The sequence below is a fragment of the Litorivita pollutaquae genome (genome assembly GCF_003205515.1).
In the GTDB taxonomy this organism is placed as follows: Bacteria; Pseudomonadota; Alphaproteobacteria; order Rhodobacterales; family Rhodobacteraceae; genus Litorivita; species Litorivita pollutaquae.
In genome coordinates this window covers 622,724-648,752 of record NZ_KZ826481.1, presented here as the reverse complement: position 1 = coordinate 648,752, position 26,029 = coordinate 622,724, and the positions used below count along the sequence as shown (strand labels likewise).

The window sequence follows — 26,029 nt, the reverse complement described above, 5'->3', positions numbered from 1 at the left end:
CACATAGGGCGATCTGCAAACCAAAAACGCCGCCCCGAAGGGCGGCGTTTCGTATATCGCAAAGGGCGGGGCTTTTAGAAGCCAAGACCTGCATATTTGTTTTTGAACTTCGACACGCGGCCGCCGGCATCCATCAAACGTGTGCCACCGCCGGTCCATGCAGGGTGCACGGTCGGGTCGATGTCGAGGGACATGGTGTCGCCCTCTTTGCCCCATGTGGAGCGCATTTGCAGGACAGTTCCATCGGTCATTTTGACGTTGATGAAGTGGTAATCGGGGTGAATATCTTTTTTCATCTCGCCGATCCTTATGCTTTGGCGCCCGAGAGCGGCTTGTAGTTGGTGACTTCGGCGATACGGGCGGATTTGCCGCGACGCGAGCGCAGATAGTAGAGTTTCGCACGGCGCACACGGCCACGACGCACAACTTCGATGTGGTCGATGTTGGTCGAGTGCAGCGGGAACACACGTTCGACGCCTTCACCAAAGGAAATCTTACGGACCGTGAACGAGCCTGCGATGCCTTTGCCGTTCTTACGGCTGATGCAAACGCCTTCGTAGTTCTGCACGCGCGAACGGGTGCCTTCGGTCACTTTGTAGCCAACGCGAATGGTGTCGCCGGCCTTAAAATCGGGGATGTCTTTCCCCAGAGCGGACACTTGTTCCGCTTCGAGTTGAGCGATCAGGTTCATCGCCAGTCTCCTAAATATGCTCGCGGTTTATTCCACGAAGTTTGCGTGTCCTCAGAGCTCTTCGTCTTCACCGGGTCCGCCCCGAAAGGCGCCCGCAAGAGATCAGGTCATCGTTATCTTATCAGGTCTGTTTTTGCCCCTGCGGTGCACCGAAGAAGATGCGGCATTGGAACGTCAAACAGGTCCGTAGACCGATTCCGGCCCCGAACGGGCTGCTGATACGGTGGATGGGGGGCGAAATCAAGCCTTGTTGGTGCCCGCAGCCCTTTTTCTACAGGCGATGCGCGCGCATTGTCCGGTATTCGTGTCAGTCTTCGCGGTTTTGATAGTCCGCCCACATGTCGGGACGGCGCTGGCGGGTGATGTCTTCGGCGGTGGCCAACCGCCACTGCGCGATTTTGCCGTGGTGGCCGGACATTAAAACCGGCGGGATGGCGCGGCCCTTCCATTCGGCGGGGCGGGTGTATTGCGGATGCTCCAACAGGCCCGCAGAATGGCTTTCGTCTTCGATGCTCTCGGCGTTGCCTAATACCCCCGGCAACAATCGCACCGTCGCATCCAACATCGCCTGCGCCGCGATTTCGCCGCCGGTGAGGACAAAATCCCCTAAAGATACTTCCTCGATGCGGTATTCTTCGATCACCCGCTCGTCGATCCCCTCGAAGCGCCCGCAGATCAACGTGACGCCGCCGCCCGCCGCCCAATCGCGTGCCATGGCTTGATCGAACCGGCGTCCGCGCGGCGAGAGATAGATCAGTCGCGTCCGCCCCTTGGCGCGTGCCAATGCCTCGTCAATCGCGGGGCCAAGCACATCCGCGCGGATCACCATACCCGCACCGCCGCCCGCGGGCGTGTCATCAACATTCTTGTGTTTGCCAATGCCGTAGGGCCGCAGATCAATCGTCTCAAGCGCCCAAGCCTCTTCCTTGAGCGCCTTGCCGGTCAGGCTTTCGCCTAACACACCAGGGAAAGCTTCGGGAAAGAGCGTGATAATTCGCGCGGTCCAGACTCGCGCCAGACGCGGGGCCTCGCCCATCAAAACACGCGGGCGCAAGGTGGCAGAAATGGATTTGCGCCCGTGCGAGCGGGCGGCCGGTGCAGCAGGCTGCGGCGCAGGTGTATCGGAGGGATTGCTCATATCACGTCTGATAAGCGATCCGCGCCCGATTGAAAATCCTTTCCGCGCGTCCTAGGCTCACCGTCGCGCCCATCATCGTCATCTGCAGGGCTGCGAGAAATGTAGGACGCATAAATATCTGGTGACGGGGAAGTGTATGGTCGATTTACACGCGCCTGTGGCGTGAATATCGGAGCACGGGGAAACATGGCAGGCGCAGTAGAGCAAAGGCGGGCAATGACAGAACCCAAAGCACAGGTGTCGAGCGCCGGCCGCGCGGCGTTTTCGGCGTTGGCGCCCCGCGCCGGTTTTCCGTCAGAAGGGTGGCAGGCCGTTGTGCTCAGCGCGCGGCGTGAAGGCACCGGCGCGCGCGGCGTTTTGCGGTTTGATCGGGATGGATTTGCACCGTTGATTGTAAAACTGCGCCAGCCGGTGGATGCTGCGAGGAGCGAGGCCGCCCGCGCGGCGCATGCCTTGGCGGCGCATAACCTTCCCGGTGGCACAGTGCGGCTCTTGGCCGCCGCGCCGGATCACGGCGCGCTTTTGCTGTCGCATGTGCCGGGCCGGACTGCTTGGGAAATCCTGTCACAGACTGAAGATTCTGCGGAACGGATCCGCGTGTTACGCGCATCGGGTGCATGGCTCGGGGCATTCCATTTGGCCGGCGGCGCTTTGACAGGCGGCGGGGCGAAACGGTCTGCGCCGCAGTCGGACCAACCGGTGCAAACCGCACCGCCATTGCGGCGTCTGCGCCGTTTGGCCCGCCAAAGGGATATTCCACAGGCCGGACAATATGCGCGCTGCCTTGCCGCCCTGTCACACTGGGCCGCCGCGATCGAGGGGCAGAGAACCCCCGCTGCCGTGATCCATGGCGACATGACGTTGAGCAACCTGCTTGTGGAGGGGGATACCGTGACCGGCATTGATTTCGAGAACATCGCGCCTGCACCTGCGATGCGGGATTTGGCCAGACTTCTGGTCGACGACGCGATCTGGTTCGGGCAGGGGGCAGAGGGCCCGGTGGAGGTCTCCGCGCCGGGGATTGATGCCTATCAGGCGCAGATCGACATCGCCGTTTTGCGCTTTTACGCAGGCGTGAGGTTGCTGTCTCTATGGGCCGCACAGCCAAATGAACCTGCGGATAGAAGCCCACGGCGGGCCTATGTGTGGGACCGGATACAGGAAATTGTGCCCGATTTTTTCATGCTCTAGCGGCGCGTGGATTGTTCACGTTTGCGCGCTGCACGCACCAGATCGAGCTTGATCTTATTGCGCTTTTGTCCAGGGGGCTGCGTGCGGTTGATCTCAAGCAACGCAGCCTTCACATCCTCATCCAACGCGGTGTTGGCAGGCGGCAAGGGGGCAATTTTTGCGCGCAATTCGGTGCTGATCGCGACCAGGTCGAGCAAAGGATCGAGCGGCCCCAATCTGCCGGTCATATCCTCCAAGGCACTCCAGGCAACGCGATGCGGTGCGACGGCTTTGGCAATGCGTGCGATATCGGCGTCTAGATCTGCATGGGGTAAATATTGCGCCCGATAGGTGGGGAAATCGTCGCGCAGGCCAGAGGCGCGCAAATGCTGCGCATAGCAACTTTTGACCCAAGGCTCCGGCGCGCGGGTCGAGAAGTAAAAGGTGATATCCGAAGCGGGCAACACCTCTTGGATCACCTCACAAAGCGCGGGCAACAATTCTGCGGCTGCCCGATAATCGGTCAGATGCCTGCGCCCCGGCATGAACCCGCATAAATCCTCACATGAGAGGCACAGCGGGCGCGGATCATCGGGGTCGAGGCTTTCGAAAAACAGAGCCAGATCGTAAATATAGGCGCTCATCTTTGCCGGATTGCGGGTGGCGGACCAATCGCGCGCGGCGAGGGCGGCGGCGCGGATTTCGGCCTTGAGTGCGATCTGCATCTGCGGCGCCAAAAGCGCGCGGTCGCGGTCGAGCATCTTTTGCACGCTGGTGGTGCCGGTTTTGTGGAACCCGCAATGCAGCACCATGCGCATCGGTTAAAGCGATCCCTCGGGCGGATCGACGATGATGCGCCCTGCGGTTAAATCGACCGTCGGCACCGCTTCGCGGGTGAAAGGGATCAGCACGGTCGCGCTCATCCCCGGCCCGTGGATTTCGAGCAAGTCGCCCGCGCCGTGGTTCATCACTTGTTTGACCCGGCCCAAGACCGCACCGCCGGTGTCCAGCACCTCAAGATCAATCAAATCGGCATGATAAAACTCATCGTCCGGTAAGGACGGCAATTGATCACGCCGCGCATAAAGTTTCGTGCCGCGCAGATCGTCGGCCTGTTCTTTGGTTTGAATGCCCTCGATGCGTCCGGAAAACCCGTTTTTCACGCCGCGCGTTATGCCGACGATAAACTGCCGCGCGCCGTTTTCGTCGGTTAGCGGGTTATACAGAACGATATCTTCGGGTTGGGCGGTGAAGCTTTTGAACCGCACCTCGCCTTTGACCCCGTATGAGCCGGAAATCGTGCCCACACAGACCAGATCGGTACGCGAAACATCTGTCATTGTGCGTCTCCTCTGCACAGGCCTGCGGTGAAGGTTCCGCCAATCGCCGCGCATTTTTCGCTTTGCTCTGACCGTTCAAACAGAAGCCCTGCCATAAAGGCAACCATCAACAGGATCAATGTGCGGATCGGGCGAAACACGGGTCTAGCGTGACTCAACCGGCACGTCAGTGCAACGGGTTTCCCAGCCGGCGCGCTCCAATTCGGGGCTGTCGGTGAACTCTTCGGGGGTGCCCACGCACAGATATGCGACCAGGGTATAATCCTCGGGCACGTCCAAATCGGCGCAAAGCTGCGCAGGATCGAGGATCGACACCCATCCCACGCCCAAGCCTTCGGCTCGCGCCGCCAGCCAGAATTGCGTAACGGCGGTCACGACGGAATAGCGGCGCATTTCCGGCATTGTCGCCGCGCCCAACCCGGCGCCCTTAGGGGTGCTATCATCGCAAAACACGGCGAATTGCACGGGGGCATCACGCATTCCCGACAATTTCAACCCGGCGTAAATTTTTGATTTTTCGCCACTATATCCGGCGAGCGCCTGCGCATTCGCAGCCTCGAAATTGGCCAGTGACTTGGCGCGCGCATCAGCTGTCTCCAGCCGAATGATGCGCCAGGGTTGCGATAACCCGACCGACGGGGCGGCCGCAAAACCGCGCAATGCGCGCGCCAAGGCCGCCTCGTCAATGGGATCGCTGCGGAAGCGGCGCACATCGCGCCGCAACCACATCAATTGGTCAAACTGTTGCCGGAACGAGTCCGGAAAAGTGGAAATGACCGGTTTCAAAGATGCTTACTCTGCGGTTTCTTCCGCAGGCGCTTCTTCGGCGGGGGCTGCCGCCGCTTCTGCTGCGGCTGCGACTTTGGCGGCCTTTTCTTCGGCGCGCTCAACGGCTTTTTTGCCCGGCGTGCCTTTTTTCGGGTTCGCACGTTCGGTTTTGGCAACGACGCCAGCCGCTTCGAGCATACGCGCAACGCGGTCTGTGGCCTGGGCGCCTTGGTCGAGCCAGTATTGGATGCGCTCAACGTTCATTTTCACGCGCTCTTCGTTGTCTTTGGCGAGCAGCGGGTTGTATGTGCCCAGCTTCTCGATGAAGCGGCCATCACGGGGCATACGCGAATCTGCGGCAACGATGCGGTAGAAAGGGCGCTTTTTGGAACCGCCGCGGGCGAGACGAATTTTCATAGCCATGGTGTGTATCTCCTAAAGGTTGGCTGTGGACAGGCAGGTGCCTGTTATTCTTGGTGTTTCTTGTGGTGCTGGATGACTTCCTGAATGATGAAGTTCAGGAAATTCTTGGCAAATTCGGGGTCGAGATCGGCCCGTTTTGCAAGATCTTCTAGACGCGCAATCTGGCGCGCTTCGCGGTCGGGGTCGGAGGGCGGCAAATCATGCTCTGCCTTCAAAACGCCCACGGCCTGCGTGTGTTTGAACCGCTCGCCAAGCGTATAGACAAGGATCGCGTCGAGCCGGTCAATGCTCTTGCGGTGGTCCCTGAGGATCTCGGCAGCGCGCGCGGCGGTGTCGCTCATGTCTGTTGCTCCGTTTTGCGGTTTTGTGACGGGATCAAAGGCCAAGACTGCCTCCGGTGGTTTTGGCGAAAATCGGATTGATGAAATTCGCGATTTCCAAATTGATCCCATCGGTGATCTGGCTTGATTTCAGCGCGGCAGGCGAGGGGTGGCGATAGACCGCGTCATTGCCGTCAATGGTGCGGGCCTCGCGGTCTTTCGTCGCGCCAAGCCGTTCGGCGAGCTTGATGCTGTCGAGGTTTTTCGGGTCCAGATAGCTGACCGCGCCGTCCCATCCCATTTGGGTATAAAGGAAATTGCGCGCCGCATTGGACGCCTCCAAGGCGAATCCCTTGCCCGCTTTGTCGGGCCAGATGATCCAAGCCAATTCGCGTTCCGGCCATGCGGCGGGAAACCACCCCCCCGCCATGCCGAGCGGCTCATCGGTGATCTTGTCGTGGATCATCCACATGCCGTATCCGCGAATGTCCCAATGGCCGATTTCAGCCGCATAAAGCATCCACGTTTCATAGGCATTGAGCGGACCGCCCATGAACCGCGAGCGATACGAGGTGAAGGTGGCTTTGAAGTTCGGGTAATCCTCGGCCTTTGGTCCGCGCAGGACAAGGCGCTGGGTTTCGATCTCGGGAATATCGGTTGCACGTCGGTTCTGGGCCATCTTACGCCTCCACTTCGGCGGGAACATCCGCGCCGATCATGGGGTGGCGGTATATATCACAAATCTCACCCAAGAGTTCACCGCGGCGTTCAACATGCGCGCCAAGGCGGGTGGCAAGCGCGGCAGAGCGGGCATTATCGGGCACGATATGCGAAATCACCCCATCGAGACCAAAATGCGCGGCCCCATAGGCGCGCGCCGCTGTGGCCGCTTCAAGGGCGATGCCTTTGCCTTCGGCGGCTTCAAAAAGTTGCCAGCCGAGCTCTGGCTCGGACCATCCTTCGCGAAAAATGAAACCGCATAGCCCGAGGCAGGTGCCGTTATCTTTGGCATCCTCTTTGGCTTGGATGGCCCAATAGCCATATCCGCGCAGCATCCAATGCCCGTTTATAAAGGCCAACTTGCGCCATGCTTCTGCTTTTGACGCGGGGCCACCAACGAATTTGGACCGCTCTGACGCGTAAAACGTGGCCAAAGCGTCAAAGTCATCCAAGCTCAAAGGGCGCAGGATCAGGCGCTCGGTTTCGATTTCGGGGATGGTCACGGCAAAGGTGGTCATGCGTAGGCCTCCACCGATCCGTCGCGATCCAAAGCATCGGGCGCCGGGTGCCGGTAAAGCATGTCTTCGCCCATGTTCACATTCTGATAGGTCCGCTCATAGGTCGCGCCGAGGCGTTCGGCCAATGCGATCGAGCGGGCATTCCCCGGCACGATATTCGAGGTCAGCGTGGTAAAGCCAAGCTCCGCATAGGCCCATTCGCGGGCGCGCAAGGCAGCCTCATAGGCCACGCCTTTGCCTTCGAAGCCGTCAAACACCACCCAACCCAATTCGGGTTCGGGCCATCCATCGGGGTTCCAGATGCCACAGATACCGGCGGGTGTGCCGGTCTCTTTGTCCTCTACGGTGAAGTAGCCGTAGCCGTGAATATGCCAATGCCCGACATTGAGGCCAAACCAACGCCACGCGTCATGGCGGTTGTCATAGCCGCCAAAGCCCGCCGACCGCTCCAGATCGCACAGGAATGCAATCAGCGGCTCCGCGTCGGACCGTTTGGGTCCGCGCAAGACAAGCCGTTGGCTTTCCAGTGTGGGTGCGGGGGTGAGGGGCGCGGGCGTCATGGTTCAGACCTTGGCCGCGCGCATATATGTCGGCATGGCGTGCATTATTTCTTTTTCCCGAAACCGGACAGGCCGCCGGGCAATCCCATGCCGCCGCCCATGCCGCCCAGACCGCCGGGCAATTTGCCGCCCATGGCCTTGGCCGCCGCTTCAAGCGCCTTTGGGTCCATCGATGCCGGATCCATGCCGCCCATGTCTGGCATGCCGCCGCCTTTGCCGAACATGCCCTTCATCGCCTGTTTGAGCATCCCGCCTTTGCCCATTTTGCCCATCTTCTTCATCATGTCGCCCATCTGGCGCTGCATCTTGAGAAGCTTGTTCAATTCGGAAACTTCCAAACCGGCGCCCTTGGCGATCCGTTTTTTACGGCTGGCCTGCAGGACCTGCGGATTGGCGCGCTCTTTCTTGGTCATGGATTGGATGAGCGCGATCTGGCGCTTCAACACCTTGTCGTCGAAACCGGATTCTTGCACCTGTTTCGCCATTTTGCCCATGCCGGGCATCATGCCCATCACGCCTTCCATGCCGCCCATCTTGATCATCTGCTCAAGCTGCATTTTCAGGTCGTTCATGTTGAACTGACCCTTCTGGAAGCGCTTCATCATGCGCTCGGCCTGTTCGGCCTCCAGCGTGTCTTGTGCCTTTTCAACGAGGGCGACGATATCGCCCATGCCAAGGATACGGCCCGCGACGCGCTCTGGCTCAAAGGTTTCCAGAGCGTCCATTTTTTCGCCCAACCCGACGAAACGGATGGGTTTGCCGGTGACCGCACGCATCGACAGGGCCGCGCCGCCGCGCCCGTCGCCATCCATACGGGTCAAAACGACGCCGGAGATGCCGATTTTGGCGTCAAATTCTTCGGCAACCTCGACGGCAACCTGACCGGTCAAACCATCGACGACCAAAAGCGTCTCGCGCGGGTTGACCGCATCGCGGACGTCTTCGACCTCTTGCATGAGCACTTCGTCGATCTGCAACCGGCCAGCGGTATCGAGCATATAGACGTCATAGCCGCCCATCATCGCCTGTTGCTTGGCGCGTTTGGCGATGTCGACGGGTTTTTGCCCCGCCACGATCGGCAAGGTGTCAACGCCGATTTGCGTGCCGAGGATCGCCAATTGCTCCATCGCCGCAGGGCGATAGACGTCGAGCGAGGCCATCAGAACCTTTTTGCCTTCGCGGTCTTTCAACCGCTTGGCGAGCTTACCTGTGGTGGTGGTTTTACCGCCGCCCTGCAAGCCGACCATCAGGATCGGCGCGGGCGGGTTGTCGATTTTGAGGCTGCCGGGATCTTCGGCGCCGGTTAGCACATGGACCAATTCGTCATGGACGATCTTGACGACCTGTTGGCCGGGTGTGACCGATTTGGTGACCGATTGGCCGGTGGCCTTGTCTTGGACGGCTTTGACAAATTCGCGCGCCACGGGCAGGGAAACGTCGGCCTCCAACAGCGCCACGCGGACTTCGCGCAGCGCGGTTTTGACGTCTTCGTCAGACAGCGCCCCCTGTTTCGTGAGCCGGTCAAACACGCCGCCAAGACGTTCGGAGAGATTTTCAAACATGCCTGTCGGCCTCCCGAGCCGGTCTATTTCATCACGTTGCAGGGCCGATATGGGGCCGCGCGGTTCAAGTTCAAACCGCGAGAGGGCGCATAGGCCTGTTTTAGGCGCGCCGCTCTTGCGGGGGCGGTCGTCATCCTGCCGGTTCCAAAAGATCGCCGCCCGCGCCAAACCGGCGTGGATTTCTGTTTGCGCCAAATCTGCGCATATCGCTCCTTGCACCAAACCGGCGCACAAAGCAAAACAGCACCAGTGGGCGCAACGCGCTGACTGGTGGCGATCCCGGGCCATGCCCAAGGGACCGGAAGGCTAAACTTCCGGAGTATTACGGCCCAATTACGCGCGTAGTGGTGCAGAGTCAAGCCATACAGAGGCAAGCCACGCGGTGCAGGTGGAAGGTGTGGCGCGGGCGGTGCGGCTTGGCCGATTTCCCTGCGGCAGCTTTGGCTTTGGTCTAGGTCTCTTTTGGATTGGCCTGCGGTGGAATGGCTTCTGCCAATACCGCGCCTGACGCTGTGTCCCGCGCGTCGCTGCCCGAAGCGGCATCACCGGAGGCGGTATCATCTGTGCCGGTGTCGGCGCCGATATGCGCATCGCCGCCGCCCCCTGTTTCAACGCCCGTATGCGTTTCCGTATCCGCGCCGGTTTCGGCGCGCGCGTCATCCACGTCAAAAGCGATGCGGTCATCCGCAATCATTGGTGCCTCACCACCATCGCCTGCGGTTTGATTGCTGGCTGCGGCGTCTGCGCCCATCTCGCCCTGCGGTGTATCCTCTACGCCCGCCGCAGTCTGCGCCAAGGCATGCTGCCCGAGCCATGCGTTGATCTTGTTGATCCGCGCGGTCGCCTGTTTCTCGCTGCGCGGGTTCCAGATGCAAAACACATAGCTGCCCGCCGTCTCGCCGCCGGTGACGTCGAAATGCGTGTAACGCGGGGTTTTGGAATTCACAAAAGGGTCAATGCGAAAGGTATTGACCGCGCCAAGCGGGAAATCCGCCGCCTCGAGGCCGCGCCATGTCTTGCGGCTCATCCGTGCGGTTTGGGTCTGGGCGTCCATTACCAATTGCACCCGCACGACGGTCATCACGGCGACAAGCCCAAAACCGCCTGCCATCAGATAGAGCGTCAACTTCAAGGCCCCCGCCGTGCGGGGCACGGCCAAGCCGAACAGAGCGATCATCAAAGCAAACAGCGCCACAATCACCGCCGCTGCGATCGGGCGATGTTCCAAGATCAATTGTGTGGGAGTGTGGCGGGTGATTTTCATGGCATCTTTCAAACAATCTGCAACAGGAACAGGGCGGATGGCCCGGGATGTCAGCGTTGGCAGAGCCTTACCCTTGCGATTTTGGCGGGGCAAGCCACCTTAGGGCGTTGCGCGGATTGCCCGGAACCTGTGGCCAATCTGGCGCGCGGAGCGCATCGTGCCTTGCGTATCCGAACCATTTGGGCGCAAATACGTCCAAATGTGTATTTGCGCACATACTTCCCGCCGTGTTGCAGGTGGCAAGCGATCGCACCAGCGCGGTGGAAAACAATTGAGGTCGAGATGGACAATTGGGACGAAATTCGCACGGCGTATCAAGTGGCACGAATGGGCACGGTCTCCGGCGCGGCCGAAGTGTTGGGGGTGCATCATGCGACTGTGATCCGCCATATTGATGCGCTCGAAAAACGCTTGGGCGTTCGGTTGTTCCAGCGTCACGCACGCGGCTATACGACGACCGAAGCGGGGCAGGATTTGCTGCGCGTGGCGCAGACCACCGATGACCAATTCGCGCAATTGCAAGGCCGCCTCAAAGGGCAAGGCAGCGGCGTCTCGGGCGAATTGGTGGTGACGTCTTTGGGCGGGATGGGCCATTTGATCGTACCGGTTTTGGCCAAATTCCAAGCCGACCACCCCGGATTGATTGTGCGCTACCTGACTTCGACGCGGCTGTTCCGGCTTGAATATGGCGAAGCGCATGTGGCGATCCGCGCTGGCAATGCGCCCGATCAGCCTGACAATGTGGTGCGCCCCCTGTTCCGGCACCGCTTCGGTCTTTTTGCCTCGCACGACTATATCGCCGCCCATGGTATGCCCAAGGACGAGATGGATCATGCGGGCCATATGTTTGTCGGTTACGATGATACGGATAACCGCGCGCCCTTTGGCCGTTGGTTGCGCACCCATGTGCCCGAGGCGCAAATTGCATTTCGCGCTACGGATATGCACGCGCAGCGTGAGGCGATCCGCCATGGTGTCGGGATCGGCTTTGTGGCGGTGACGGATGCGCAAAACGACGACACTCTGGTTCCGGTTGGTGCGGTTTTGGATGAATGGAGCGCGCCAATCTGGATCGTGACCCATATGGATTTGCATCGCACCGCCAAGGTGCAGGCATTCCTTGAAGTGCTGCGCTCCGCCGCCAAAACATGGGACGTGTGACGCGGCTCGCATGACCCGATCCGATTCCTCCGCGCCCAAACCGGCGATGTCGCGCGACGCGCTGCGCGGGCATTTGGCGATGCTGCTGTTTTCGGCTCTGGTCGCGGGCAGTTTTTCTTTTGGCGTCATGGCGGCCCCGCATATCGCCCCCACCGCGATGAATGCCGCCCGTTTCGCCATCGCCGCAGTGATTGTTGGCGCCGCAGCCATGGCCACGGGCGGCATCCCGCGCAGCGCCCTGCGCGCGCCGTGGAGATACGCGGTGCTGGGCGGCATTTTCGGCAGCTATTTTGTGTTGATGTTCGAGGGGCTGAAAACCGCCGCGCCGGTGTCTGCGGCGGCGGTGTTTACCCTGACCCCATTGATGGCGGCGGGGTTTGGCGCGGTGATGCTGCGCCAATATATGACGCGGCGCATCCTGTTGGCCTTGCTCATTGGCGCGGCGGGGGCGATTTGGGTGATTTTTCGCGGCGATCTTGGCGCGCTCTTGCGTCTTGAGGTCGGGCGCGGCGAGGCGGTCTACTTTGTCGGGTGCGTCGCCCATGCGATCTATACCCCGCTCGTGCGTCTGCTGAATCGCGGCGAGCGGCCCGTGGTGTTCACCTTTGGCACATTGGCGGCGGGGGCGGTTTTGATCGCATTTTACGGGCGCACGGCGATTGCGGCGACCGATTGGGGAAACCTTCCAGGGATTGTCTGGTTCACCTTGGCCTATATCGCGGTGATTGCCAGTGCGACGACCTTCACGCTGTTGCAATATGCGGCGCTGCGTTTGCCCAGTTCCAAGGTGATGGCCTATACCTATTTGACGCCGTCATGGGTTATCTTGCTTGAGGCGGCATTGGGCCACGGCGTTCCGCCGGCGATTGTCGTGGTCGGGGTGGTGATGACGGTGGCGGCCTTGGCGATGTTGTTGAAAGAAGAGTGAGGCCACATCTGCCAAGTCACGCAGCGCGCCCGCCGTTTTCTTTTGGGGGCGGGATGCAGCGGCGGGGCAGGCGGCAAGGGCCGCCGCCGCTATTCTGCCTTTGGCGGGTCGAGCTCCACCGCCAGGAACCGCTCGAAAGCGTCGAGGTTTACCGCCTCGAATTGCCCGAAGCCCTGCATCCACACACTCGCGGCGCGCAGAGCATCCGGTTCCAGCTTGCACCATTTTACCCGCCCGCGCTTTTCTTGGGTAATCAGGCCAGCCCGCGTCAGGATCACCAAATGCTTTGAAATCGCCGCCAGAGATATGTCGAAGGGTTCGGCCACATCGGTCACCGCCATGTCGTCCTCAAGCAGCATCGACAGGATCGCCCGCCGTGTCGGATCGGCGAGGGCGGAAAACACCGTGTCGAGCGTGGGGGTAAAAGCGGTTGGCATAGCCACGCCATAGCCCGCCGCGCGAAGGGCCGTCAAGCAATCGTCAACCAGTCGGTTGAATATGCGGCGGGGGTGCAGATGCGGGGCAGGGCGCCGATCCAAAGCCCGCCCGCGCCCGTCTATCGCGGTTTCAGAGTCGCCATATGCCTTTCTAAATCAATGGCTTGATATAATTTCGAGAACCCGCATGGCCTGCCTTGACTCTGACCCCCGCCGCAACTAGCAATGCCGCAACTGTCCAAAGGGGGCAAAACGCCGTGACCGATCCCGACAAAGCTGCACGACTGGCGGCGCTGGAGGCCAAGATCGACGCTGCGAAGGGGGCACAAACCCCCAAGCCCCCTGCGGACGAGCATTATTCCGGCGCGCAACACGCATGGCGGATGGTGATCGAGTTGGTAAGCGGTCTTGGGATCGGCTTCGGCATCGGATACGGGTTGGATAGCCTGTTCGGGACCATGCCACTCTTTCTGGTGCTGTTTATATTGCTGGGTTTCATTGCGGGCATCAAAACCATGATGCGCAGTGCGAAGGAGATCCAAGAAAAGCAGTTGGCCGAGGCCACTGCGCATGATGACACGGCCCAATCGGGCGATGATGAGGGAGCTTGAAATGGCAAGCGAAGCACATACAGAAGAGGCCGGATTGGTCTTTCACCCGATGGACCAGTTTATCGTTAAGCCGCTGTTTGGCGACGGTCCCGTGGGCATGTTCACCATCACCAATGTGACGCTGTGGATGGGCATCACCATTCTGGGCATCTTTGCTTTGCTGGTGCTTGGCACACGCCGCCGCGCGGTCATCCCGACCCGCACCCAGTCGATCGGCGAATTGGCCTATGGCTTCATCTACAAAATGGTTGAAGACGTAACCGGCAAGGACGGGGTGAAATATTTCCCCTATATCATGACCTTGTTCATGTTCATCGTTTTTGCCAACTTCGTCGGCCTGTTGCCAATGTCCTTCACCACCACGTCGCACATCGCGGTGACGGCGGTTATGGCGATGGCGGTTTTCCTCGCTGTGACGATCCTTGGATTTGTCAAAAACGGCGCTGGTTTCCTTGGCCTCTTCTGGGTGTCGAGCGCACCCTTGGCCCTGCGTCCCATTCTGGCGCTGATTGAAATCATCTCTTACTTCGTGCGTCCCGTCAGCCACTCTATCCGTCTTGCGGGTAACATGATGGCCGGCCACGCCGTTATCAAAGTTTTCGCGGGTTTCGCGGCCATCACGGCCATTGCCCCGCTGTCGATCGTCGCAATCACTGCGATGTACGGACTTGAGGTTCTGGTGTCCTTTATCCAAGCCTACGTGTTCACCATCCTGACCTGTGTGTATCTGAAGGACGCGTTGCATCCCGCACACTAATCCTGCGCACTTAATCAGGGTCAGAAATTTCAAGCCAATTCCAACGTAAGGAGACATCTCATGGAAGGCGATATCGTACAAATGGGCGCATACATCGGCGCAGGTCTGGCATGCATGGGCATGGGCGGCGCGGCTGTCGGTGTGGGCAATGTTGCTGGTAACTACCTGGCCGGCGCTCTGCGCAACCCTTCGGCAGCTGCTTCGCAGACTGCAACACTCTTCATCGGCATCGCCTTTGCAGAAGCTCTGGGGATCTTCTCGTTCCTCGTCGCTCTGCTCTTGATGTTCGCCGTCTAAGATACGCGGAATACATCCTTACGCACGGGTAGGCCTTTGGGCCTGCCCGTTGTAAGCAAGCTTTCCCCTTCTGATTTCTCATTGTGAGAGGACGACCACATGGCGACTGAAACGCACGAAGCCACGACCCACAGTGCCGCCACGGACGGGGCCGCTGCTGCTACCACCCATGATGCGGGACACGCTGCTGCGGATGCAGCACACGGTGCCGCAGATGCCGGCCCGGGCATGCCCCAGCTGGATTTTTCCACATTCGGCAACCAAATCTTCTGGCTGCTGGTCACGCTTGTCGTGATCTACATCATCCTGTCGCGTTTCGCGCTGCCCCGCATTGCGGCGGTTTTGGCCGAACGTCAGGGCACTATTACAAATGACATTGCCGCCGCTGAAGATCTGAAGGCGAAGGCCGTTGAGGCCGAGGCCGCGTATAACCAAGCGCTCGCCGATGCCCGCGTCGAAGCCAGCAATATCGTTGCTGCTGCAAAGGCCGACATTCAAGCCGAACTTGACCAAGCCATTGCAAAGGCTGACACCGAGATCGCGGCCAAATCTGCCGAGGGTGAAAAAGCCATCGCAGAAATTCGTGCCACGGCAACGGCAGCGGTGAAAACCGTGTCCAAGGACGTGGCCAAAGAGCTCATCACTTCGATGGGTGCGACGGCTGACGCCAAAACTGTGACGGCGGCTGTGACCGCCCGCATGAAGGGATAACGTCAATGCGTATTTTGACCACGCTCATCGCCGTAACGGCCGCCTCGCCCGCCTTTGCGGCGTCCGGCCCGTTCTTCTCGCTTGGCAACACCAACTTTGTTGTGACGCTTGCCTTCCTTCTGTTCATTCTGGTGCTGTTTTACTTCAAAGTGCCCGGATTGATTGGCGGTATGCTGGATAAGCGCGCCGATGACATCAAATCGGAAATCGACGAAGCCCGCGCCCTGCGCGAGGAAGCACAATCCTTGCTTGCCGATTACGAGCGCAAGCAAAAAGAAGTGCAGGCGCAGGCCGACCGCATCGTCGCCACCGCAAAGAAAGATGCCTCTGCTGCGGCGGACCAAGCAAAAGAAGATCTGAAAGCCTCGATCGCGCGCCGTTTGGCCGCCGCCGAGGATCAGATTGCGTCGGCCGAAGCGGCCGCGATCAAAGAGGTGCGTGACCAAGCAATCGCGGTTGCTGTCGCTGCCGCGCGTGACGTGATCACCGCTCAGATGACGGCCAAATCTGGCAATGATCTGATCGCGGATGCGATTGCCGAGGTCGAAACCAAACTGCACTAACACATCGGTTTGATATCTATTAAAAAACCCCGACCGCGATTGCGTGTCGGGGTTTTTGTTTGTGCGGCACCCTTTACCCGTAGAGCAGCCCGCGCTCGTAGGCATGGTGCGGTCGGGCGCGGCAAGTCGGGATAAGACCCCGTGCATAGAGGCCTAATTGGCGAGGCGCAGCGGCACCGGAGGTTCCGGTTCGTGAAAGCACAGCCCGCCGCCGCGTGCCTTGACGCGGTACATCGCGCGATCCGCATATTGAAGCAACTCTTGCGGGGAGGCGTCGATATAGGGCCAGAGCGCCGCGCCAATGCTGACGCTTTGCACGATCGGCTTGGCGGCGTCCTCACCGTCAGGAACCAAATTATATGGCACCCGAAGCTGTGCGGTGATCCGGTCGCTTACGTGCTGGACGTTCGTTGCGGTGGCGGCCCCCCGTAAAATGATGGCAAATTCATCCCCGCCCAACCGCGCGGCTATATCGGTTCCGCGAATGGATCGGGTGAGAATACGGCCGAACCTTTGGATCAATTGGTCACCCGCCGCATGACCATAGGCGTCATTCACTTCTTTGAGGCGGTCCATATCCAAATATAAGATAGCAAAGGGCACCGGCCGCGCTGCCGTGCTGCTCTGCTCCAGTGCCTCAAGCTTTTCTTCCAATCCGGATCGGTTGTAGAGGCCGGTCAATTTGTCATGTAGCGCCTGATGGCTCAGCATCTCGTTTTCGGCTTTGAGCTGTCTGCGCTCTTCCTCAAGTGCATGCAAACGACGGCGGTTCTCTTTGAGCCGCAGCGTGAGAGACGTGAACGCCGTCGAGAGCTGCGTGTGTGCGTCAAACCGAAGGGACACGAAATTACCGTCGCGCAAGGTTTTGCCAAGCCGCCGCCCGGTGATCATCACCGATTGACCATTTGCAAGTCTCAGCTTGCGGAGGCATTCGGCGGTCGAGCCGCGAAACTCTGTGCTCAACAGCGCCGCATCATTACAAGATTTGCAATAGGATCCGAGCTGCGATCCGACATGCATGCCCAACGTTTCGCGGGCCGGCAGGTTGGCAGCAACGAGACGGCCATCCCGTGCCACTACAATCATCGGATCAGAGGTCGCATTCACGTAGGTAGTGAGATCTACGGTGGTGAGGTCCACGCGGGTCATAACGGCTCCTGTCAGGTTGCGAAGAATTCTCCGGAATGGAGGGATACTTCGGTGGTGAATTCTGGGGGTGTGTCCATCGATAGATCGATAAGGACACGGCAGTGTTCGGCTCCGGCGGCGATGGATTCCATCACGCTCACCCGGGCGTATCCGCTGGCATCGGCCGCGATCCGCCCGAAGACGTTGGTGGTCATCATACACAGCGATGTGCGCCCTGTGACGCCCTCCCCAAAGGGGCATCGGCTGTTGCCAAGTAGGATGTGACACTGTGCGATATCAATGACATAGAAATCACCGTGGATGCGCCGTTTAAGATCAATGAGCACGGCGGCAAGGGCCTCGAGGTCTGCGCCCGGACCGGGGGCGTGGCCGGAGTATTTTTTTGCGATGGTTTTACCCATCCGCAATCCCACTGTGGTTATGAAACCTTCCGCTTGTTTTAAACCGACGGTGTCTTCGATCAGCGAGGCAAGCTCGGTCACAATGGTGCAAAAGAAATCTGACTGCTGAAGATCAATCGGCAGAGACTGCAGATGATTGGAAAAACTGTCGAGATGGGGACATGTTTCGTTCATTTCGGATCCTCGGTTGCCCTAAGGGTAGCCTAGGCCGAAACTGGTTTCGCATTGGTTAAGGTTACTAAGGTGTTGATCTGTCTGATGAATGCTTTTCAAATTTGACGTTTCGATTCGTGCTCGAGCCTTTGGCGCGCGATCGCCTCATTCGCGTCAGATGTTTTTTGGTCGCGCAAAGCCTTGGAAACATAGTCTAGATGCGCCTCAATCGCGGCGCGGGCGCGGTGTGGGTCACGGTCTTGCAATGCAGTGTTGATCGTGCGGTGTTGGTTCAGAAGGTCGTCACGGGTGGTGCGCTGTTTGAACATCACCGAGCGGTTGTAAAACACACCCTCGCGCAGCAATTGATACATCGAGCGCATCATATGGAGCATCACCACGTTATGGGAGGCTTCGACAATTGCCAGATGAAAAGCCGCGTCCAAATCGGCCTCGTCCGAGGGATCGGGTTTGGAATGTGCGGATTCCATTTTCTCGAACACCGCGTTGATGACCTGCAGATCGGTGTCAGAGCCAAGCCGCGCGGCGCGTTCGGCGGCCAAACCTTCCAAATCGCGGCGAAACGAGATGTAATCAAATACGGCTTCGTCGTGGCTGGCGAAAAGCTTGGTGAGCGCAGGAGAAAAGGCGCTGCCCAAGACATCCGCGACATAGATACCCGCTCCCGCCCGTGTGTCCAGGAGCCCGCGCTCGTGAAGATCGGCCACCGCCTCACGCAAGGAGGGCCGGGAGACGCCGAAGCGTTCGGACAGCTCGCGTTCGGCAGGCAAACGTTCGCCCGGACGCAGGATGCCGCGCAGGATCAGCAATTCGATCTGCCGTGTTACCGCGCCGGAGAGTTTTTCGGGGTGGACCTTTTGGAAGGGCATGGGGCGTCCTTATGCGAAGTGGTAAAAATATATGACCGCAAGGCGCGCGGCGCAAGGCGCGCGGGTTTGGGCCGCAACCGGCGGTGCGCGGGGCAGATGGGGAAGCCTCCGGCGGGGATATTTAGGGAAAGCAGAAAGGAGCGGCGCGTGCCGGCAACATCGCGTGGCATATGGGGCGGCGGGGTTTGCGGCGCGAGTTACAGCGGGTTTTCACGTGGTTAACGCAAGCGAAGAGATCGCAATGTCGACGGCAAAAGCCCAATGGTTCAGACTCTGAGGGGCCAATATCGGGCGGCAGGAACGATCACCAGAGTGTGTGCCGGGTGATCAAAGGGCCATCCCCGCGCCAAGCCAACAGCCACGGACCGCCGGGCGAGGCGGCGCGCAAGGGTCCGCTATGCGGCCGAAGATGGCCGGTCAATATTTTAGAATTCGACGCCGATCTGCGCTTTGATGCCGGACCGGAACGGGTGTTTGACCAATTCCATTTCGGTGACCAGATCGGCAATCTCGATCAGCTCTTCTTTGGCGTTGCGGCCCGTCAGGACCACATGGGTCATATGGGGCTTTTCTTCGGCGAGGAAGCTGACCACATCGTTGATGTCGATATAATCGTAGCGCAGGGCGATGTTGATTTCGTCCAAGAGCACCATTTTATTGGCCGGATCGCGGATCAACTCCTTGGCCTTTTCCCATGCGGCCTGTGCCATTTGAATGTCGCGTTCGCGGTCCTGGGTTTCCCAAGTGAAGCCTTCGCCCATGGTGTGAAAGGCGCATTTGTCCGAAAAATTGCGCATGATCAGGTCGCGTTCGCCGGTGGACATGCCGCCTTTGATGAATTGCACCACGGCGCATTTCATATCATGGGCGATGCAGCGAAAGATCATGCCAAAGGCGGCAGAGCTTTTGCCCTTACCCTTGCCGGTATGCACGATGATCAGACCTTGTTCGTCGGTCTTGGTGGCCATGATTTTATCGCGCGCGGCCTTTTTCTTTGCCATTTTCATCGCGTGGCGTTCGGTGTCTTCGCTCATCGTGGCGCTCCTTGGGGTCGAGGCATTCTGGAGCGTCAGAGTGCCTTTCTCTGTCGCGGGGGGCAAGGGGGAAACAGGGCAATATGCGCATTTCGCCATAGCCCGCAGGATGTGGTAGAAAAGGGTATTGCATTTAAAATCATTTCCGAACCAAAGGACATCCCATGCCGTTTTACAACGACCTGCGCCCCGAGGCTGATTTTGCCAAGCGCGATTATGCCCGTGTGTTTCCCACCCTGTCCGATGCGGCGCGCGCGCGTTGCATAGAAGGGCTGCTTCGGCTCAAACCGGCGCTGTCGGCGCAAATCCCGCAGCGGCGCAGCGAGACGAATTTACTGATCGCCAGCTGGAATCTCAAGGAGTTCGGCCATACCAAGCAACGCCTGCCCGAAGCCTATTTCTACATCGCGGAAATCCTCGCTCACTTTGATTTGATTGCGGTGCAGGAAATCAAATCGGGGCTTTATGATCTTGATGTGTTGATGCGCCTGCTGGGGCCGAACTGGCGCTATTTGATCAATGACATCACCGAAGGCGCCGCAGGAAACTCCGAGCGCTCTGGGTATATTTATAACACGCGGCGATTGCGCCCATCGGGGTTGGCGGGCGAGGTCGGAATGTGGGATGAGATCACGCATGACAGCCCGCTTGGCCTCAAGCAGCTTAAACGCGCGCCCTATATGACGGGGTTCATCGCGGGGTGGAAACGTTTTGCCATGGTGAACCTGCATTTGCATCCGGGCCAAGGGGCGGACAATGTCGCATTGCGGGCTGAAGAAATGCGGCTTTTGCTGCGTGCATTAGAGGAAAAACGCAAAGGTCTGTGGTCGGACAACCTCGTGCTGGTGGGGGATATGAACCTTTACAGCCGCCATGATGATCCCACGGTGGCGCGGATCAAAGCGGCAGGATACCGTGAGAATGCCGGGCTTGAGGGGCACGATACCAATGCCTCGCAAACCGAGGCCTATGACCGGATGTTCTTTCGCACCGGCGACTATTTCCGCATGGCACAGACGGCGGCGGCGGGGGACAGCGGCGCGGTGTTCAATCCTTTTGATCATGTTTACCGCGACGTGGATGTGGCGATCTATCGTGATGACATGCTGGCGGACTATACCGGCGCGCGTGACCTGGCGGGGGATGATGCGACGCTTTTGGGGTATTACAAACATCCGTGGCGTAAAAACCAGATATCGGATCACTTCCCCATCGTCGCCGAGATTTTGATCGACGACAGCCAATCGTTTTTGCAAGATAAATATGCCGCTTTGCGAGGCGGGGTTTAGGCAGAAACAGACCACAGGCATGCCCCGAGAGATGCCTTGGAGCGTTCGTCGCGGCGCTGTTCCTCAGCGGTGATATCACCGCGCATACGGCAATGCTCGGACCGTCCCTCTGTCGCCGCAAAGCGGGCGGCAATGCTGTCGCGGGCACCAGATCTGGCGCAAAAGCCTTCCGCATCGAAGCAGGCGAGGCCATGAGCCCGGGCGGGATCGAGGAATGTGTGGGCGCTTCAGGTGTCGCGCGCTGGACACGTCAGTCTGCTGTCGGGATTACGGTAATACTTTGTTAACCACGCCGGCCGCAGGCTCGCCGAATGACATATCTTGCTTCTCGTCTCATCCGGTTTCGGTTCGCTTCACCCCGCATCGGAGGCACGGCTGTGGCTCTTGCGCTGTTCCTTGCGGGATGCGATACGCCGACCCCTGCCTTTCGGGATGTTCCCGCCACCCGCATTGAAGTGGAAGACAGCGTGTTTGACGTGCGTGTGCGGGGCCGCGCCGCCGAAGCCATACGGATCAACTCGGAATATGCGCCACGTCTCGCCGGGGTCGCACCGCGCGCCGTCTGGGCCATTGAACGCGTCAGCGGGTGCCATGTCACCGCCTTGTCCGGAGATCAGGCGCTTATACATGCGCGCCTCAAATGTTCAAAAGACGGCCCGCTTGATCCTGCGCCCTATCGCTGCCGCGCCGGTGACACCTATGGCGGGTTGATGTTGGGCCGGCATTCTAAAACCATGATCTGCGATGTCGACTAAGCCGGCGGGCCATCCTGCGCGCCGCCTGTTTTCTGCTTTCGATAAATATCCAAATCCGCCCCTATCCAAGAGCGCGGCGGTCACGGCTCTGATGAGAGGCTCTCGATCAAGGCCCGCGCCGAGTTCGACCGGGGCATCCATAGTCCGCGTTCAATCGCCTCGCCCAACCGCTGCGCAATCTCGCGCAGGGCGGGGGCATTCACGTCACCGATGAATTCGCGCGTGTCATCGTCTTCAAGATAGGCCGCATGCACCAGATCAAAGTGGTGGTTTTGTACCGCCCCCGTGGTCGCCGCAAAGGCAAACAGGTAATCGACCGTCGCCGCAATCTCGAACGCGCCCTTATAGCCGTGGCGTTTTACCCCTTCGATCCATTTCGGATTGACTGCGCGCGACCGCACGACGCGGCCGATTTCCTCGTCCAGCGTGCGAATGACGGGCCGTTCGGGGCGCGAGTGGTCATTGTGATAGATCGGGCGATCCGCGCCCTGCAATGTGCTGACGGCCGCTGCCGCGCCGCCCTCGAATTGATAGTAATCATCGCTGTCGAGGATATCATGTTCGCGGTTGTCTTGGTTTTGCACGATAGCCTCGGTTTGGCGCAGCCGCGTCTCGAAGGCGCCGCGCGCCTTGCGGCCCTCTTCGCCCGCGCCATAAGCATAGCTGCCCCATTCAAGGTAGGCTTCGGCCAAATCGGCTTTGTCGTCCCAAAGCCGTTCGTCGATCATCGCTTGCAACCCCGCGCCATAGGCCCCGGGTTTCGCGCCAAAGACACGCGCGGTTTCGCCCTCGACACGGGCCCGCGCTGCGGCCGGGTTCACGTCATCGGGCTCATCCATCGCCATGACGGCCTTTGCCGCGCTATCGACCAGAGAGATCAGTTGCGGGAAGGCATCGCGGAAAAACCCCGAAATGCGCAGGGTCACATCGACCCGTGGCCGCCCCAAGACCCTCTGCGGCAACACCTCAAATCCGGTCACTCTACGGTTGGCTGCGTCCCATGTGGGCTTCACCCCCATCAAGGCCAATGCCTGCGCAATATCGTCGCCGCCGGTGCGCATGTTGGCGGTGCCCCATGCGGTGAGCAGCATCGTGCGCGGCCAATCTCCGTGGGTTTGCAGGTGCTTCTCAATCAGCAGATTGGCGGATTTCCACCCCAAGGCCCATGCGGTCGGTGTCGGCACGGCGCGGCTGTCGACCGAATAGAAATTCCGCCCCGTGGGCAAGACATCCAACCGTCCGCGGGTCGGCGCGCCCGAGGGCGCAGGGGCGACGAACTGTCCGCTGAGGGCGGTGAGAAGCCCCTCCATCTCGGCGGGGCCGCATCGGGCCACCATCGGCGCGATGGTGCCGGTGATTTCCTCCATCACCGCCGCGCTCGCGGGGCCTGCGGGCACGGCCGCGCCCTCCATCATCGCGATCGCCAGCAATTCCAACCGCTCGATTGTGTCGCCGGCACTGCGCCATGTCGCGGCATCCAGAGCTGCCAAAGCATCGGGGCAGGGGCCATCCCAAGGCGCGGCCATATCCACGTCCAAGGGATCAAACCCAAGGTCCAGATCATCTGCTAAAGCACGGATGATCGATGCATCGCCGCCTTGGCCTTGGCCGCGCGGCACCCGCGCCAACGCGATGGATAAATCGCGCGCTTGGCGCCCCGAGGGCGCCATGCCAAAGATATGCAGCCCGTCGCGGATCTGCGCCTCTTTCAACTCGCACAAATAGGCATCGAGTTTGGCCAGATCGGTTTCGGCATCGCCGCTAAGGCCTGCGTCTTTATCCAATCCGGTTGCGGCGGTCAGGCTCAAGATCTCGTCGCGAAGGTAGGAAATCCGGCGTGGATCGACACCCGCCGCTTCGTAATATTCATCGACCAAGGCCTCTAGATCCTTGAGGGGCCCGTAACTTTCGGCCCGTGTCAGCGGCGGTGTCAAATGGTCGATGATTACCGCTTGGGCGCGGCGCTTGGCCTGCGTGCCTTCCCCCGGATCATTGACGATAAAGGGATAAATATGCGGCATCGGCCCCATGACGGCTTCGGGCATGCACTCCTGTGACAGGGTCAGCGCCTTACCGGGCAGCCATTCCAGATTGCCGTGTTTGCCCATATGCACCAAGGCCTGTGCGCCGAAAACATGGCGCAGGTAGACGTAAAAAGCGAAATAATTATGCGGCGGCACAAGGTCCGGCGAATGGTAGGTCTCTTCGGGATCGATGTTATAGCCGCGCGCAGGTTGCACCGCGATGGCGGCATGACCCATCTCGAAGATCGACAATTTGAACCCCGCATCGGGGTCGTAGAAAGGATCGGCGTCGGGCGGGCCCCAGCGGTCTTCGACCTGCGTGCGGACTTCGAAGGGCAGGGCATCGAAATATTGTCGGTAAGTCTCAAGCGGCAGCGTCGCCCCGCCTGCGCGGTTGGCGCGGTCGGTGAGCCAATTGGTCGGCCCCGCCATGATCATCTCCATTAAGGCGGCGCTCTCCTCTGGGGCACCGTCGATCCGGTATCCTGCGCCCGCCAAGGCTTTCAATGTCAAAACCGTCGCGGCGGGTGTGTCGAGGCCAACGCCATTGGCCAATCGACCGTCTTTGTTGGGGTAATTGGCGAGGATCAACGCGGCCTTGCGATCCCCCGCAGGGGTGCGGCGCAGCCGCGCCCAGTTGGCGGCCAAGGCGGCGACAAAATCGATCCGGTCCCCCACGGCGCGATAGGTCGCGATCGGGCATTCGGTGGCCGCGTCGAAATAGGCCTCATCCTTAAAAGAGATCGCGCGGGATAATATGCGCCCGTCGACTTCCGGCAGGGCGACATTCATCGCAATGTCGCGCCCCGACAGGCCGGTCAGCCCCTCGGCCCAGACCTCTGCCGAGGAACCGGCCAATACGGTTTGGAACACCGGCGCGCCCTGTGCGGCGGGCATGATCAGCGGGTTTGAGGCGCCCGAGGCGTGATCGCCTTCGGCGGCAGACCCCGTGGCAAAGGCGGTGCAATTGAGGATCACATCGGGCGGGGCCTGAGTGAACAATTGCTCCAATGTCGCGACCGAAACGGGGTCTTTCAATGAGGCGACAAAAATGGGCAGCGGGTTCAGCCCCGCCTTCAGCAGCGCTTTGACCATGCGGTTGATCGGGTGCAAGCCCGCGCCCTGCACCAATGCGCGGTAAAACACCAATGGCACAACTGGCGCGCCCTTCGTCCATGCGTCTTGCGCCGTGCTTAAATCGGCTTGCCCTGATCCGGGCCAATAAACGCCTGCGCGCAAGAGCGGGCGCGGCGGTGGCGGGGTGTCACCGCCATCAAGCATCGCCTTGGTATAGCCGAGAAAACCGGCGGCATTTTCCGGACCGCCCTCGACCAGATAGGCCCAAAGCGCATCGTAATCGGCATCCGAAACCGTTGAGAGGCGGCGCAGTTCTTCATCGGGCTTGTCGTCGCCAGGCAGCGCGCAAAACGGCACGCCTGCGCTGTGCAGTGCGGCGGCATATTGTTCGAACCCGTATTTCCAATACCCCGCCCCGCCCAAGATGCGCGCGACAACCATGCGCGATTTGGCGGCGCAATTTTCGATATGCAGATCGACCGACAGCGGATGCATCAAATGCATCATCGAGGCGAGGCGCAGGCTTGGCGCACCCTCCATTTCGGCGCGGGCTGCAGACAGCGCCGCAAGCTCGGTATCTGCCGCCGAAATCACCACTAGATCGGCAGGGGTTTGCCCCAGATCGACGGGTTCCTTACCGTCATCAATTGATCCGGGGGTGGCGGCGAGTAAATGCATGAGGGGCCTTTCGGGCGGGGCGCGCCACGGCGCACAATGGACAGACACAGGACGGGGACAGACACGAGACAGGGAACGGGTAAAGAACGGGTTTGACGGGGCTGGCCCCCTGACCATAGACAAATCGTGCGGGTGCACAGATGTCAAACAGCGGCGGGCGTGTCCATGAGGCACTTGGTCATGAAGATCGAGGTTGGCATTGCATCGTAATCGCCGAAGGGGCCACAGATTTTAAATCCTTGGCGTCCATAAAGACGATGCGCGGCATTGAGCTTATCGCCGGTTTCCAGATTCAGCACCGGCAAGTTCAAGGCGCGGGCCTGATCCTCTATGGCGCGCAATATGGCGGCGGCGGCACCTTTTCCGCGCGCATTTTCTGCGGTGAACATCGATTTGACCTCGCCATAAGGTGCCGCATCCGTTCCGCGCAGGGCCAGTGCTCCGGTGGCAATCAGCGTGTCGCCGGCGCTGGCGGTGTAGAAATGCACATCATTGCCGCGAAGTGCGTCAATCGACAGAAAATGGTTTTCCTCGGGGCTAAACAGCGCCTGCATCAAAGCATGGCTGGCTTTGAGCAAGGCGGTTGCTTGTGGCTCGCGCGGGTCGGTTTCTTCGACAATAAGCGGCATGGGCGCTCCTG

At 60.0% G+C, this 26,029-nt stretch carries 30 protein-coding genes; 10 read left to right on the top strand and 20 right to left on the bottom strand.

The features are described 5' to 3' along the window. Window positions 1-74 precede the first annotated feature (74 nt). From rpmE to trmD, 3 genes are all read right to left on the bottom strand, one after another. Window positions 75-296 carry a 50S ribosomal protein L31 gene (gene rpmE, locus DI396_RS03125; RefSeq protein ID WP_110794643.1) on the bottom strand — a complete coding sequence of 74 codons (222 nt, stop codon included), beginning with the start codon at window positions 294-296 and terminating at the stop codon, window positions 75-77. 11 nt (window positions 297-307) lie between these two features. Further along, on the bottom strand, window positions 308-691 hold the full coding sequence (gene rplS, locus DI396_RS03120) for a 50S ribosomal protein L19 (RefSeq protein ID WP_110794642.1): 384 nt from the start codon (window positions 689-691) through the stop codon (window positions 308-310). Window positions 692-998: 307 nt separating this feature from the next. Further along, window positions 999-1,829, bottom strand: coding sequence for a tRNA (guanosine(37)-N1)-methyltransferase TrmD (trmD, locus tag DI396_RS03115; protein WP_110794641.1), 831 nt, complete (start codon window positions 1,827-1,829; stop codon window positions 999-1,001). Between the two features lie 216 nt (window positions 1,830-2,045). Here trmD and DI396_RS03110 point away from each other — a divergent pair, with 216 nt between their 5' ends. After that, window positions 2,046-3,020, top strand: a complete 975-nt coding sequence (locus DI396_RS03110; protein WP_162617132.1) for a phosphotransferase — start codon at window positions 2,046-2,048, stop codon at window positions 3,018-3,020. Here the strand turns inward: DI396_RS03110 and DI396_RS03105 are convergent. The 10 genes from DI396_RS03105 to DI396_RS03060 all read right to left on the bottom strand — a co-directional run bounded on the left by DI396_RS03105 (window position 3,017) and on the right by DI396_RS03060 (window position 10,474). Beyond that, window positions 3,017-3,817 (bottom strand): hypothetical protein, encoded by an 801-nt coding sequence (locus DI396_RS03105; protein WP_110794639.1) that lies wholly within the window; start codon window positions 3,815-3,817, stop codon window positions 3,017-3,019. The two genes, DI396_RS03110 and DI396_RS03105, sit on opposite strands and share 4 nt — an antisense overlap. Window positions 3,818-3,820: 3 nt before the next feature. Next, window positions 3,821-4,339: a ribosome maturation factor RimM gene (gene rimM / locus DI396_RS03100; RefSeq protein WP_110794638.1), complete on the bottom strand. Its 519-nt coding sequence runs from the start codon at window positions 4,337-4,339 to the stop codon at window positions 3,821-3,823. Between the two features lie 144 nt (window positions 4,340-4,483). Beyond that, entirely contained in the window at window positions 4,484-5,125 is a 642-nt protein-coding gene (bluB, locus tag DI396_RS03095; protein ID WP_268876826.1) for a 5,6-dimethylbenzimidazole synthase, read from the bottom strand. A 6-nt stretch (window positions 5,126-5,131) separates the two neighbouring features. Next, a complete protein-coding gene (gene rpsP, locus DI396_RS03090; RefSeq protein ID WP_110794636.1) occupies window positions 5,132-5,530 on the bottom strand; it encodes a 30S ribosomal protein S16 in 399 nt (132 codons plus the stop codon). A gap of 44 nt (window positions 5,531-5,574) precedes the next feature. Continuing rightward, the gene (locus tag DI396_RS03085; RefSeq protein ID WP_110794635.1) at window positions 5,575-5,871 is read right to left on the bottom strand and encodes a chorismate mutase; all 297 of its coding nucleotides are present in this window, start codon (window positions 5,869-5,871) and stop codon (window positions 5,575-5,577) included. Window positions 5,872-5,905: 34 nt separating this feature from the next. Then, the gene (locus DI396_RS03080) at window positions 5,906-6,529 is read right to left on the bottom strand and encodes a GNAT family N-acetyltransferase (RefSeq protein WP_110794634.1); all 624 of its coding nucleotides are present in this window, start codon (window positions 6,527-6,529) and stop codon (window positions 5,906-5,908) included. Between the two features lies 1 nt (window position 6,530). Beyond that, entirely contained in the window at window positions 6,531-7,088 is a 558-nt protein-coding gene (locus DI396_RS03075) for a GNAT family N-acetyltransferase (RefSeq protein ID WP_110794633.1), read from the bottom strand. Further along, window positions 7,085-7,648: a GNAT family N-acetyltransferase gene (locus DI396_RS03070; RefSeq protein ID WP_110794632.1), complete on the bottom strand. Its 564-nt coding sequence runs from the start codon at window positions 7,646-7,648 to the stop codon at window positions 7,085-7,087. The genes DI396_RS03075 and DI396_RS03070 overlap by 4 nt, the downstream gene beginning before the upstream one ends. 44 nt (window positions 7,649-7,692) lie before the next feature. Beyond that, the gene (ffh, locus tag DI396_RS03065; RefSeq protein ID WP_110794875.1) at window positions 7,693-9,210 is read right to left on the bottom strand and encodes a signal recognition particle protein; all 1,518 of its coding nucleotides are present in this window, start codon (window positions 9,208-9,210) and stop codon (window positions 7,693-7,695) included. Between the two features lie 451 nt (window positions 9,211-9,661). Beyond that, on the bottom strand, window positions 9,662-10,474 hold the full coding sequence (locus DI396_RS03060) for a hypothetical protein (RefSeq protein ID WP_110794631.1): 813 nt from the start codon (window positions 10,472-10,474) through the stop codon (window positions 9,662-9,664). Window positions 10,475-10,756: 282 nt separating this feature from the next. Here DI396_RS03060 and DI396_RS03055 point away from each other — a divergent pair, with 282 nt between their 5' ends. Further along, the gene (locus DI396_RS03055) at window positions 10,757-11,635 is read left to right on the top strand and encodes a LysR family transcriptional regulator (protein ID WP_110794630.1); all 879 of its coding nucleotides are present in this window, start codon (window positions 10,757-10,759) and stop codon (window positions 11,633-11,635) included. Window positions 11,636-11,645: 10 nt separating this feature from the next. Next, window positions 11,646-12,563 carry a DMT family transporter gene (locus tag DI396_RS03050; RefSeq protein ID WP_235851717.1) on the top strand — a complete coding sequence of 306 codons (918 nt, stop codon included), beginning with the start codon at window positions 11,646-11,648 and terminating at the stop codon, window positions 12,561-12,563. Between the two features lie 89 nt (window positions 12,564-12,652). Here DI396_RS03050 and DI396_RS03045 read toward each other — a convergent pair whose 3' ends face one another. Beyond that, window positions 12,653-13,000: an ArsR/SmtB family transcription factor gene (locus DI396_RS03045; protein ID WP_110794629.1), complete on the bottom strand. Its 348-nt coding sequence runs from the start codon at window positions 12,998-13,000 to the stop codon at window positions 12,653-12,655. A 257-nt stretch (window positions 13,001-13,257) separates the two neighbouring features. On the opposite strand from DI396_RS03045, the gene DI396_RS03040 reads away from it, so the two are divergent. The 5 genes from DI396_RS03040 (at window position 13,258) to DI396_RS03020 (ending at window position 15,939) form a co-directional block, all read left to right on the top strand. Beyond that, a complete protein-coding gene (locus tag DI396_RS03040; RefSeq protein WP_110794628.1) occupies window positions 13,258-13,611 on the top strand; it encodes an AtpZ/AtpI family protein in 354 nt (117 codons plus the stop codon). A 1-nt stretch (window position 13,612) separates the two neighbouring features. Continuing rightward, window positions 13,613-14,368, top strand: coding sequence for a F0F1 ATP synthase subunit A (locus tag DI396_RS03035; protein ID WP_110794627.1), 756 nt, complete (start codon window positions 13,613-13,615; stop codon window positions 14,366-14,368). 60 nt (window positions 14,369-14,428) lie between these two features. Beyond that, on the top strand, window positions 14,429-14,665 hold the full coding sequence (locus DI396_RS03030; protein ID WP_090269251.1) for a F0F1 ATP synthase subunit C: 237 nt from the start codon (window positions 14,429-14,431) through the stop codon (window positions 14,663-14,665). A 99-nt stretch (window positions 14,666-14,764) separates the two neighbouring features. Beyond that, on the top strand, window positions 14,765-15,376 hold the full coding sequence (locus DI396_RS03025) for a F0F1 ATP synthase subunit B' (protein ID WP_110794626.1): 612 nt from the start codon (window positions 14,765-14,767) through the stop codon (window positions 15,374-15,376). 5 nt (window positions 15,377-15,381) lie between these two features. Beyond that, a complete protein-coding gene (locus DI396_RS03020; protein WP_110794625.1) occupies window positions 15,382-15,939 on the top strand; it encodes a F0F1 ATP synthase subunit B in 558 nt (185 codons plus the stop codon). 153 nt (window positions 15,940-16,092) lie between these two features. Here DI396_RS03020 and DI396_RS03015 read toward each other — a convergent pair whose 3' ends face one another. The 4 genes from DI396_RS03015 to cobO form a co-directional block, all read right to left on the bottom strand. Further along, window positions 16,093-17,088: a diguanylate cyclase domain-containing protein gene (locus DI396_RS03015; protein ID WP_162617131.1), complete on the bottom strand. Its 996-nt coding sequence runs from the start codon at window positions 17,086-17,088 to the stop codon at window positions 16,093-16,095. Window positions 17,089-17,099: 11 nt separating this feature from the next. After that, window positions 17,100-17,663: a methanogen output domain 1-containing protein gene (locus tag DI396_RS16380; protein WP_162617130.1), complete on the bottom strand. Its 564-nt coding sequence runs from the start codon at window positions 17,661-17,663 to the stop codon at window positions 17,100-17,102. A 95-nt stretch (window positions 17,664-17,758) separates the two neighbouring features. Then, a complete protein-coding gene (locus tag DI396_RS16980; RefSeq protein WP_110794623.1) occupies window positions 17,759-18,532 on the bottom strand; it encodes a FadR/GntR family transcriptional regulator in 774 nt (257 codons plus the stop codon). Window positions 18,533-18,957: 425 nt separating this feature from the next. Next, window positions 18,958-19,566 (bottom strand): cob(I)yrinic acid a,c-diamide adenosyltransferase, encoded by a 609-nt coding sequence (gene cobO / locus DI396_RS03005; protein WP_110794622.1) that lies wholly within the window; start codon window positions 19,564-19,566, stop codon window positions 18,958-18,960. 164 nt (window positions 19,567-19,730) lie between these two features. Between cobO and DI396_RS03000 the strand changes: the two genes are divergently transcribed. Beyond that, window positions 19,731-20,855: an endonuclease/exonuclease/phosphatase family protein gene (locus tag DI396_RS03000; RefSeq protein ID WP_110794621.1), complete on the top strand. Its 1,125-nt coding sequence runs from the start codon at window positions 19,731-19,733 to the stop codon at window positions 20,853-20,855. A gap of 311 nt (window positions 20,856-21,166) precedes the next feature. Beyond that, window positions 21,167-21,610, top strand: coding sequence for a hypothetical protein (locus DI396_RS16560; protein ID WP_204362781.1), 444 nt, complete (start codon window positions 21,167-21,169; stop codon window positions 21,608-21,610). Between the two features lie 80 nt (window positions 21,611-21,690). Here the strand turns inward: DI396_RS16560 and cobN are convergent, their stop codons facing one another. Both cobN and DI396_RS02985 read right to left on the bottom strand, forming a co-directional pair. Beyond that, on the bottom strand, window positions 21,691-25,389 hold the full coding sequence (gene cobN, locus DI396_RS02990) for a cobaltochelatase subunit CobN (RefSeq protein WP_110794620.1): 3,699 nt from the start codon (window positions 25,387-25,389) through the stop codon (window positions 21,691-21,693). Window positions 25,390-25,532: 143 nt separating this feature from the next. After that, window positions 25,533-26,018, bottom strand: a complete 486-nt coding sequence (locus DI396_RS02985) for a GNAT family N-acetyltransferase (protein ID WP_110794619.1) — start codon at window positions 26,016-26,018, stop codon at window positions 25,533-25,535. Window positions 26,019-26,029: the final 11 nt, after the last annotated feature.

Bases quoted from the DNA above. Each gene is read 5' to 3' on its own strand.
- rpmE (WP_110794643.1), bottom strand. From the start codon at position 296: ATGAAAAAAGATATTCACCCCGATTACCACTTCATCAACGTCAAAATG.
- rplS (WP_110794642.1), bottom strand. From the start codon at position 691: ATGAACCTGATCGCTCAACTCGAAGCGGAACAAGTGTCCGCTCTGGGG.
- trmD (WP_110794641.1), bottom strand. From the start codon at position 1,829: ATGAGCAATCCCTCCGATACACCTGCGCCGCAGCCTGCTGCACCGGCC.
- DI396_RS03110 (WP_162617132.1), top strand. From the start codon at position 2,046: ATGACAGAACCCAAAGCACAGGTGTCGAGCGCCGGCCGCGCGGCGTTT.
- DI396_RS03105 (WP_110794639.1), bottom strand. From the start codon at position 3,817: ATGCGCATGGTGCTGCATTGCGGGTTCCACAAAACCGGCACCACCAGC.
- rimM (WP_110794638.1), bottom strand. From the start codon at position 4,339: ATGACAGATGTTTCGCGTACCGATCTGGTCTGTGTGGGCACGATTTCC.
- rpsP (WP_110794636.1), bottom strand. From the start codon at position 5,530: ATGGCTATGAAAATTCGTCTCGCCCGCGGCGGTTCCAAAAAGCGCCCT.
- DI396_RS03085 (WP_110794635.1), bottom strand. From the start codon at position 5,871: ATGAGCGACACCGCCGCGCGCGCTGCCGAGATCCTCAGGGACCACCGC.
- DI396_RS03080 (WP_110794634.1), bottom strand. From the start codon at position 6,529: ATGGCCCAGAACCGACGTGCAACCGATATTCCCGAGATCGAAACCCAG.
- DI396_RS03075 (WP_110794633.1), bottom strand. From the start codon at position 7,088: ATGACCACCTTTGCCGTGACCATCCCCGAAATCGAAACCGAGCGCCTG.
- DI396_RS03070 (WP_110794632.1), bottom strand. From the start codon at position 7,648: ATGACGCCCGCGCCCCTCACCCCCGCACCCACACTGGAAAGCCAACGG.
- ffh (WP_110794875.1), bottom strand. From the start codon at position 9,210: ATGTTTGAAAATCTCTCCGAACGTCTTGGCGGCGTGTTTGACCGGCTC.
- DI396_RS03060 (WP_110794631.1), bottom strand. From the start codon at position 10,474: ATGAAAATCACCCGCCACACTCCCACACAATTGATCTTGGAACATCGC.
- DI396_RS03055 (WP_110794630.1), top strand. From the start codon at position 10,757: ATGGACAATTGGGACGAAATTCGCACGGCGTATCAAGTGGCACGAATG.
- DI396_RS03050 (WP_235851717.1), top strand. From the start codon at position 11,646: ATGACCCGATCCGATTCCTCCGCGCCCAAACCGGCGATGTCGCGCGAC.
- DI396_RS03045 (WP_110794629.1), bottom strand. From the start codon at position 13,000: ATGCCAACCGCTTTTACCCCCACGCTCGACACGGTGTTTTCCGCCCTC.
- DI396_RS03035 (WP_110794627.1), top strand. From the start codon at position 13,613: ATGGCAAGCGAAGCACATACAGAAGAGGCCGGATTGGTCTTTCACCCG.
- DI396_RS03030 (WP_090269251.1), top strand. From the start codon at position 14,429: ATGGAAGGCGATATCGTACAAATGGGCGCATACATCGGCGCAGGTCTG.
- DI396_RS03025 (WP_110794626.1), top strand. From the start codon at position 14,765: ATGGCGACTGAAACGCACGAAGCCACGACCCACAGTGCCGCCACGGAC.
- DI396_RS03020 (WP_110794625.1), top strand. From the start codon at position 15,382: ATGCGTATTTTGACCACGCTCATCGCCGTAACGGCCGCCTCGCCCGCC.
- DI396_RS03015 (WP_162617131.1), bottom strand. From the start codon at position 17,088: ATGACCCGCGTGGACCTCACCACCGTAGATCTCACTACCTACGTGAAT.
- DI396_RS16380 (WP_162617130.1), bottom strand. From the start codon at position 17,663: ATGAACGAAACATGTCCCCATCTCGACAGTTTTTCCAATCATCTGCAG.
- DI396_RS16980 (WP_110794623.1), bottom strand. From the start codon at position 18,532: ATGCCCTTCCAAAAGGTCCACCCCGAAAAACTCTCCGGCGCGGTAACA.
- cobO (WP_110794622.1), bottom strand. From the start codon at position 19,566: ATGAGCGAAGACACCGAACGCCACGCGATGAAAATGGCAAAGAAAAAG.
- DI396_RS03000 (WP_110794621.1), top strand. From the start codon at position 19,731: ATGCCGTTTTACAACGACCTGCGCCCCGAGGCTGATTTTGCCAAGCGC.
- DI396_RS16560 (WP_204362781.1), top strand. From the start codon at position 21,167: ATGACATATCTTGCTTCTCGTCTCATCCGGTTTCGGTTCGCTTCACCC.
- cobN (WP_110794620.1), bottom strand. From the start codon at position 25,389: ATGCATTTACTCGCCGCCACCCCCGGATCAATTGATGACGGTAAGGAA.
- DI396_RS02985 (WP_110794619.1), bottom strand. From the start codon at position 26,018: ATGCCGCTTATTGTCGAAGAAACCGACCCGCGCGAGCCACAAGCAACC.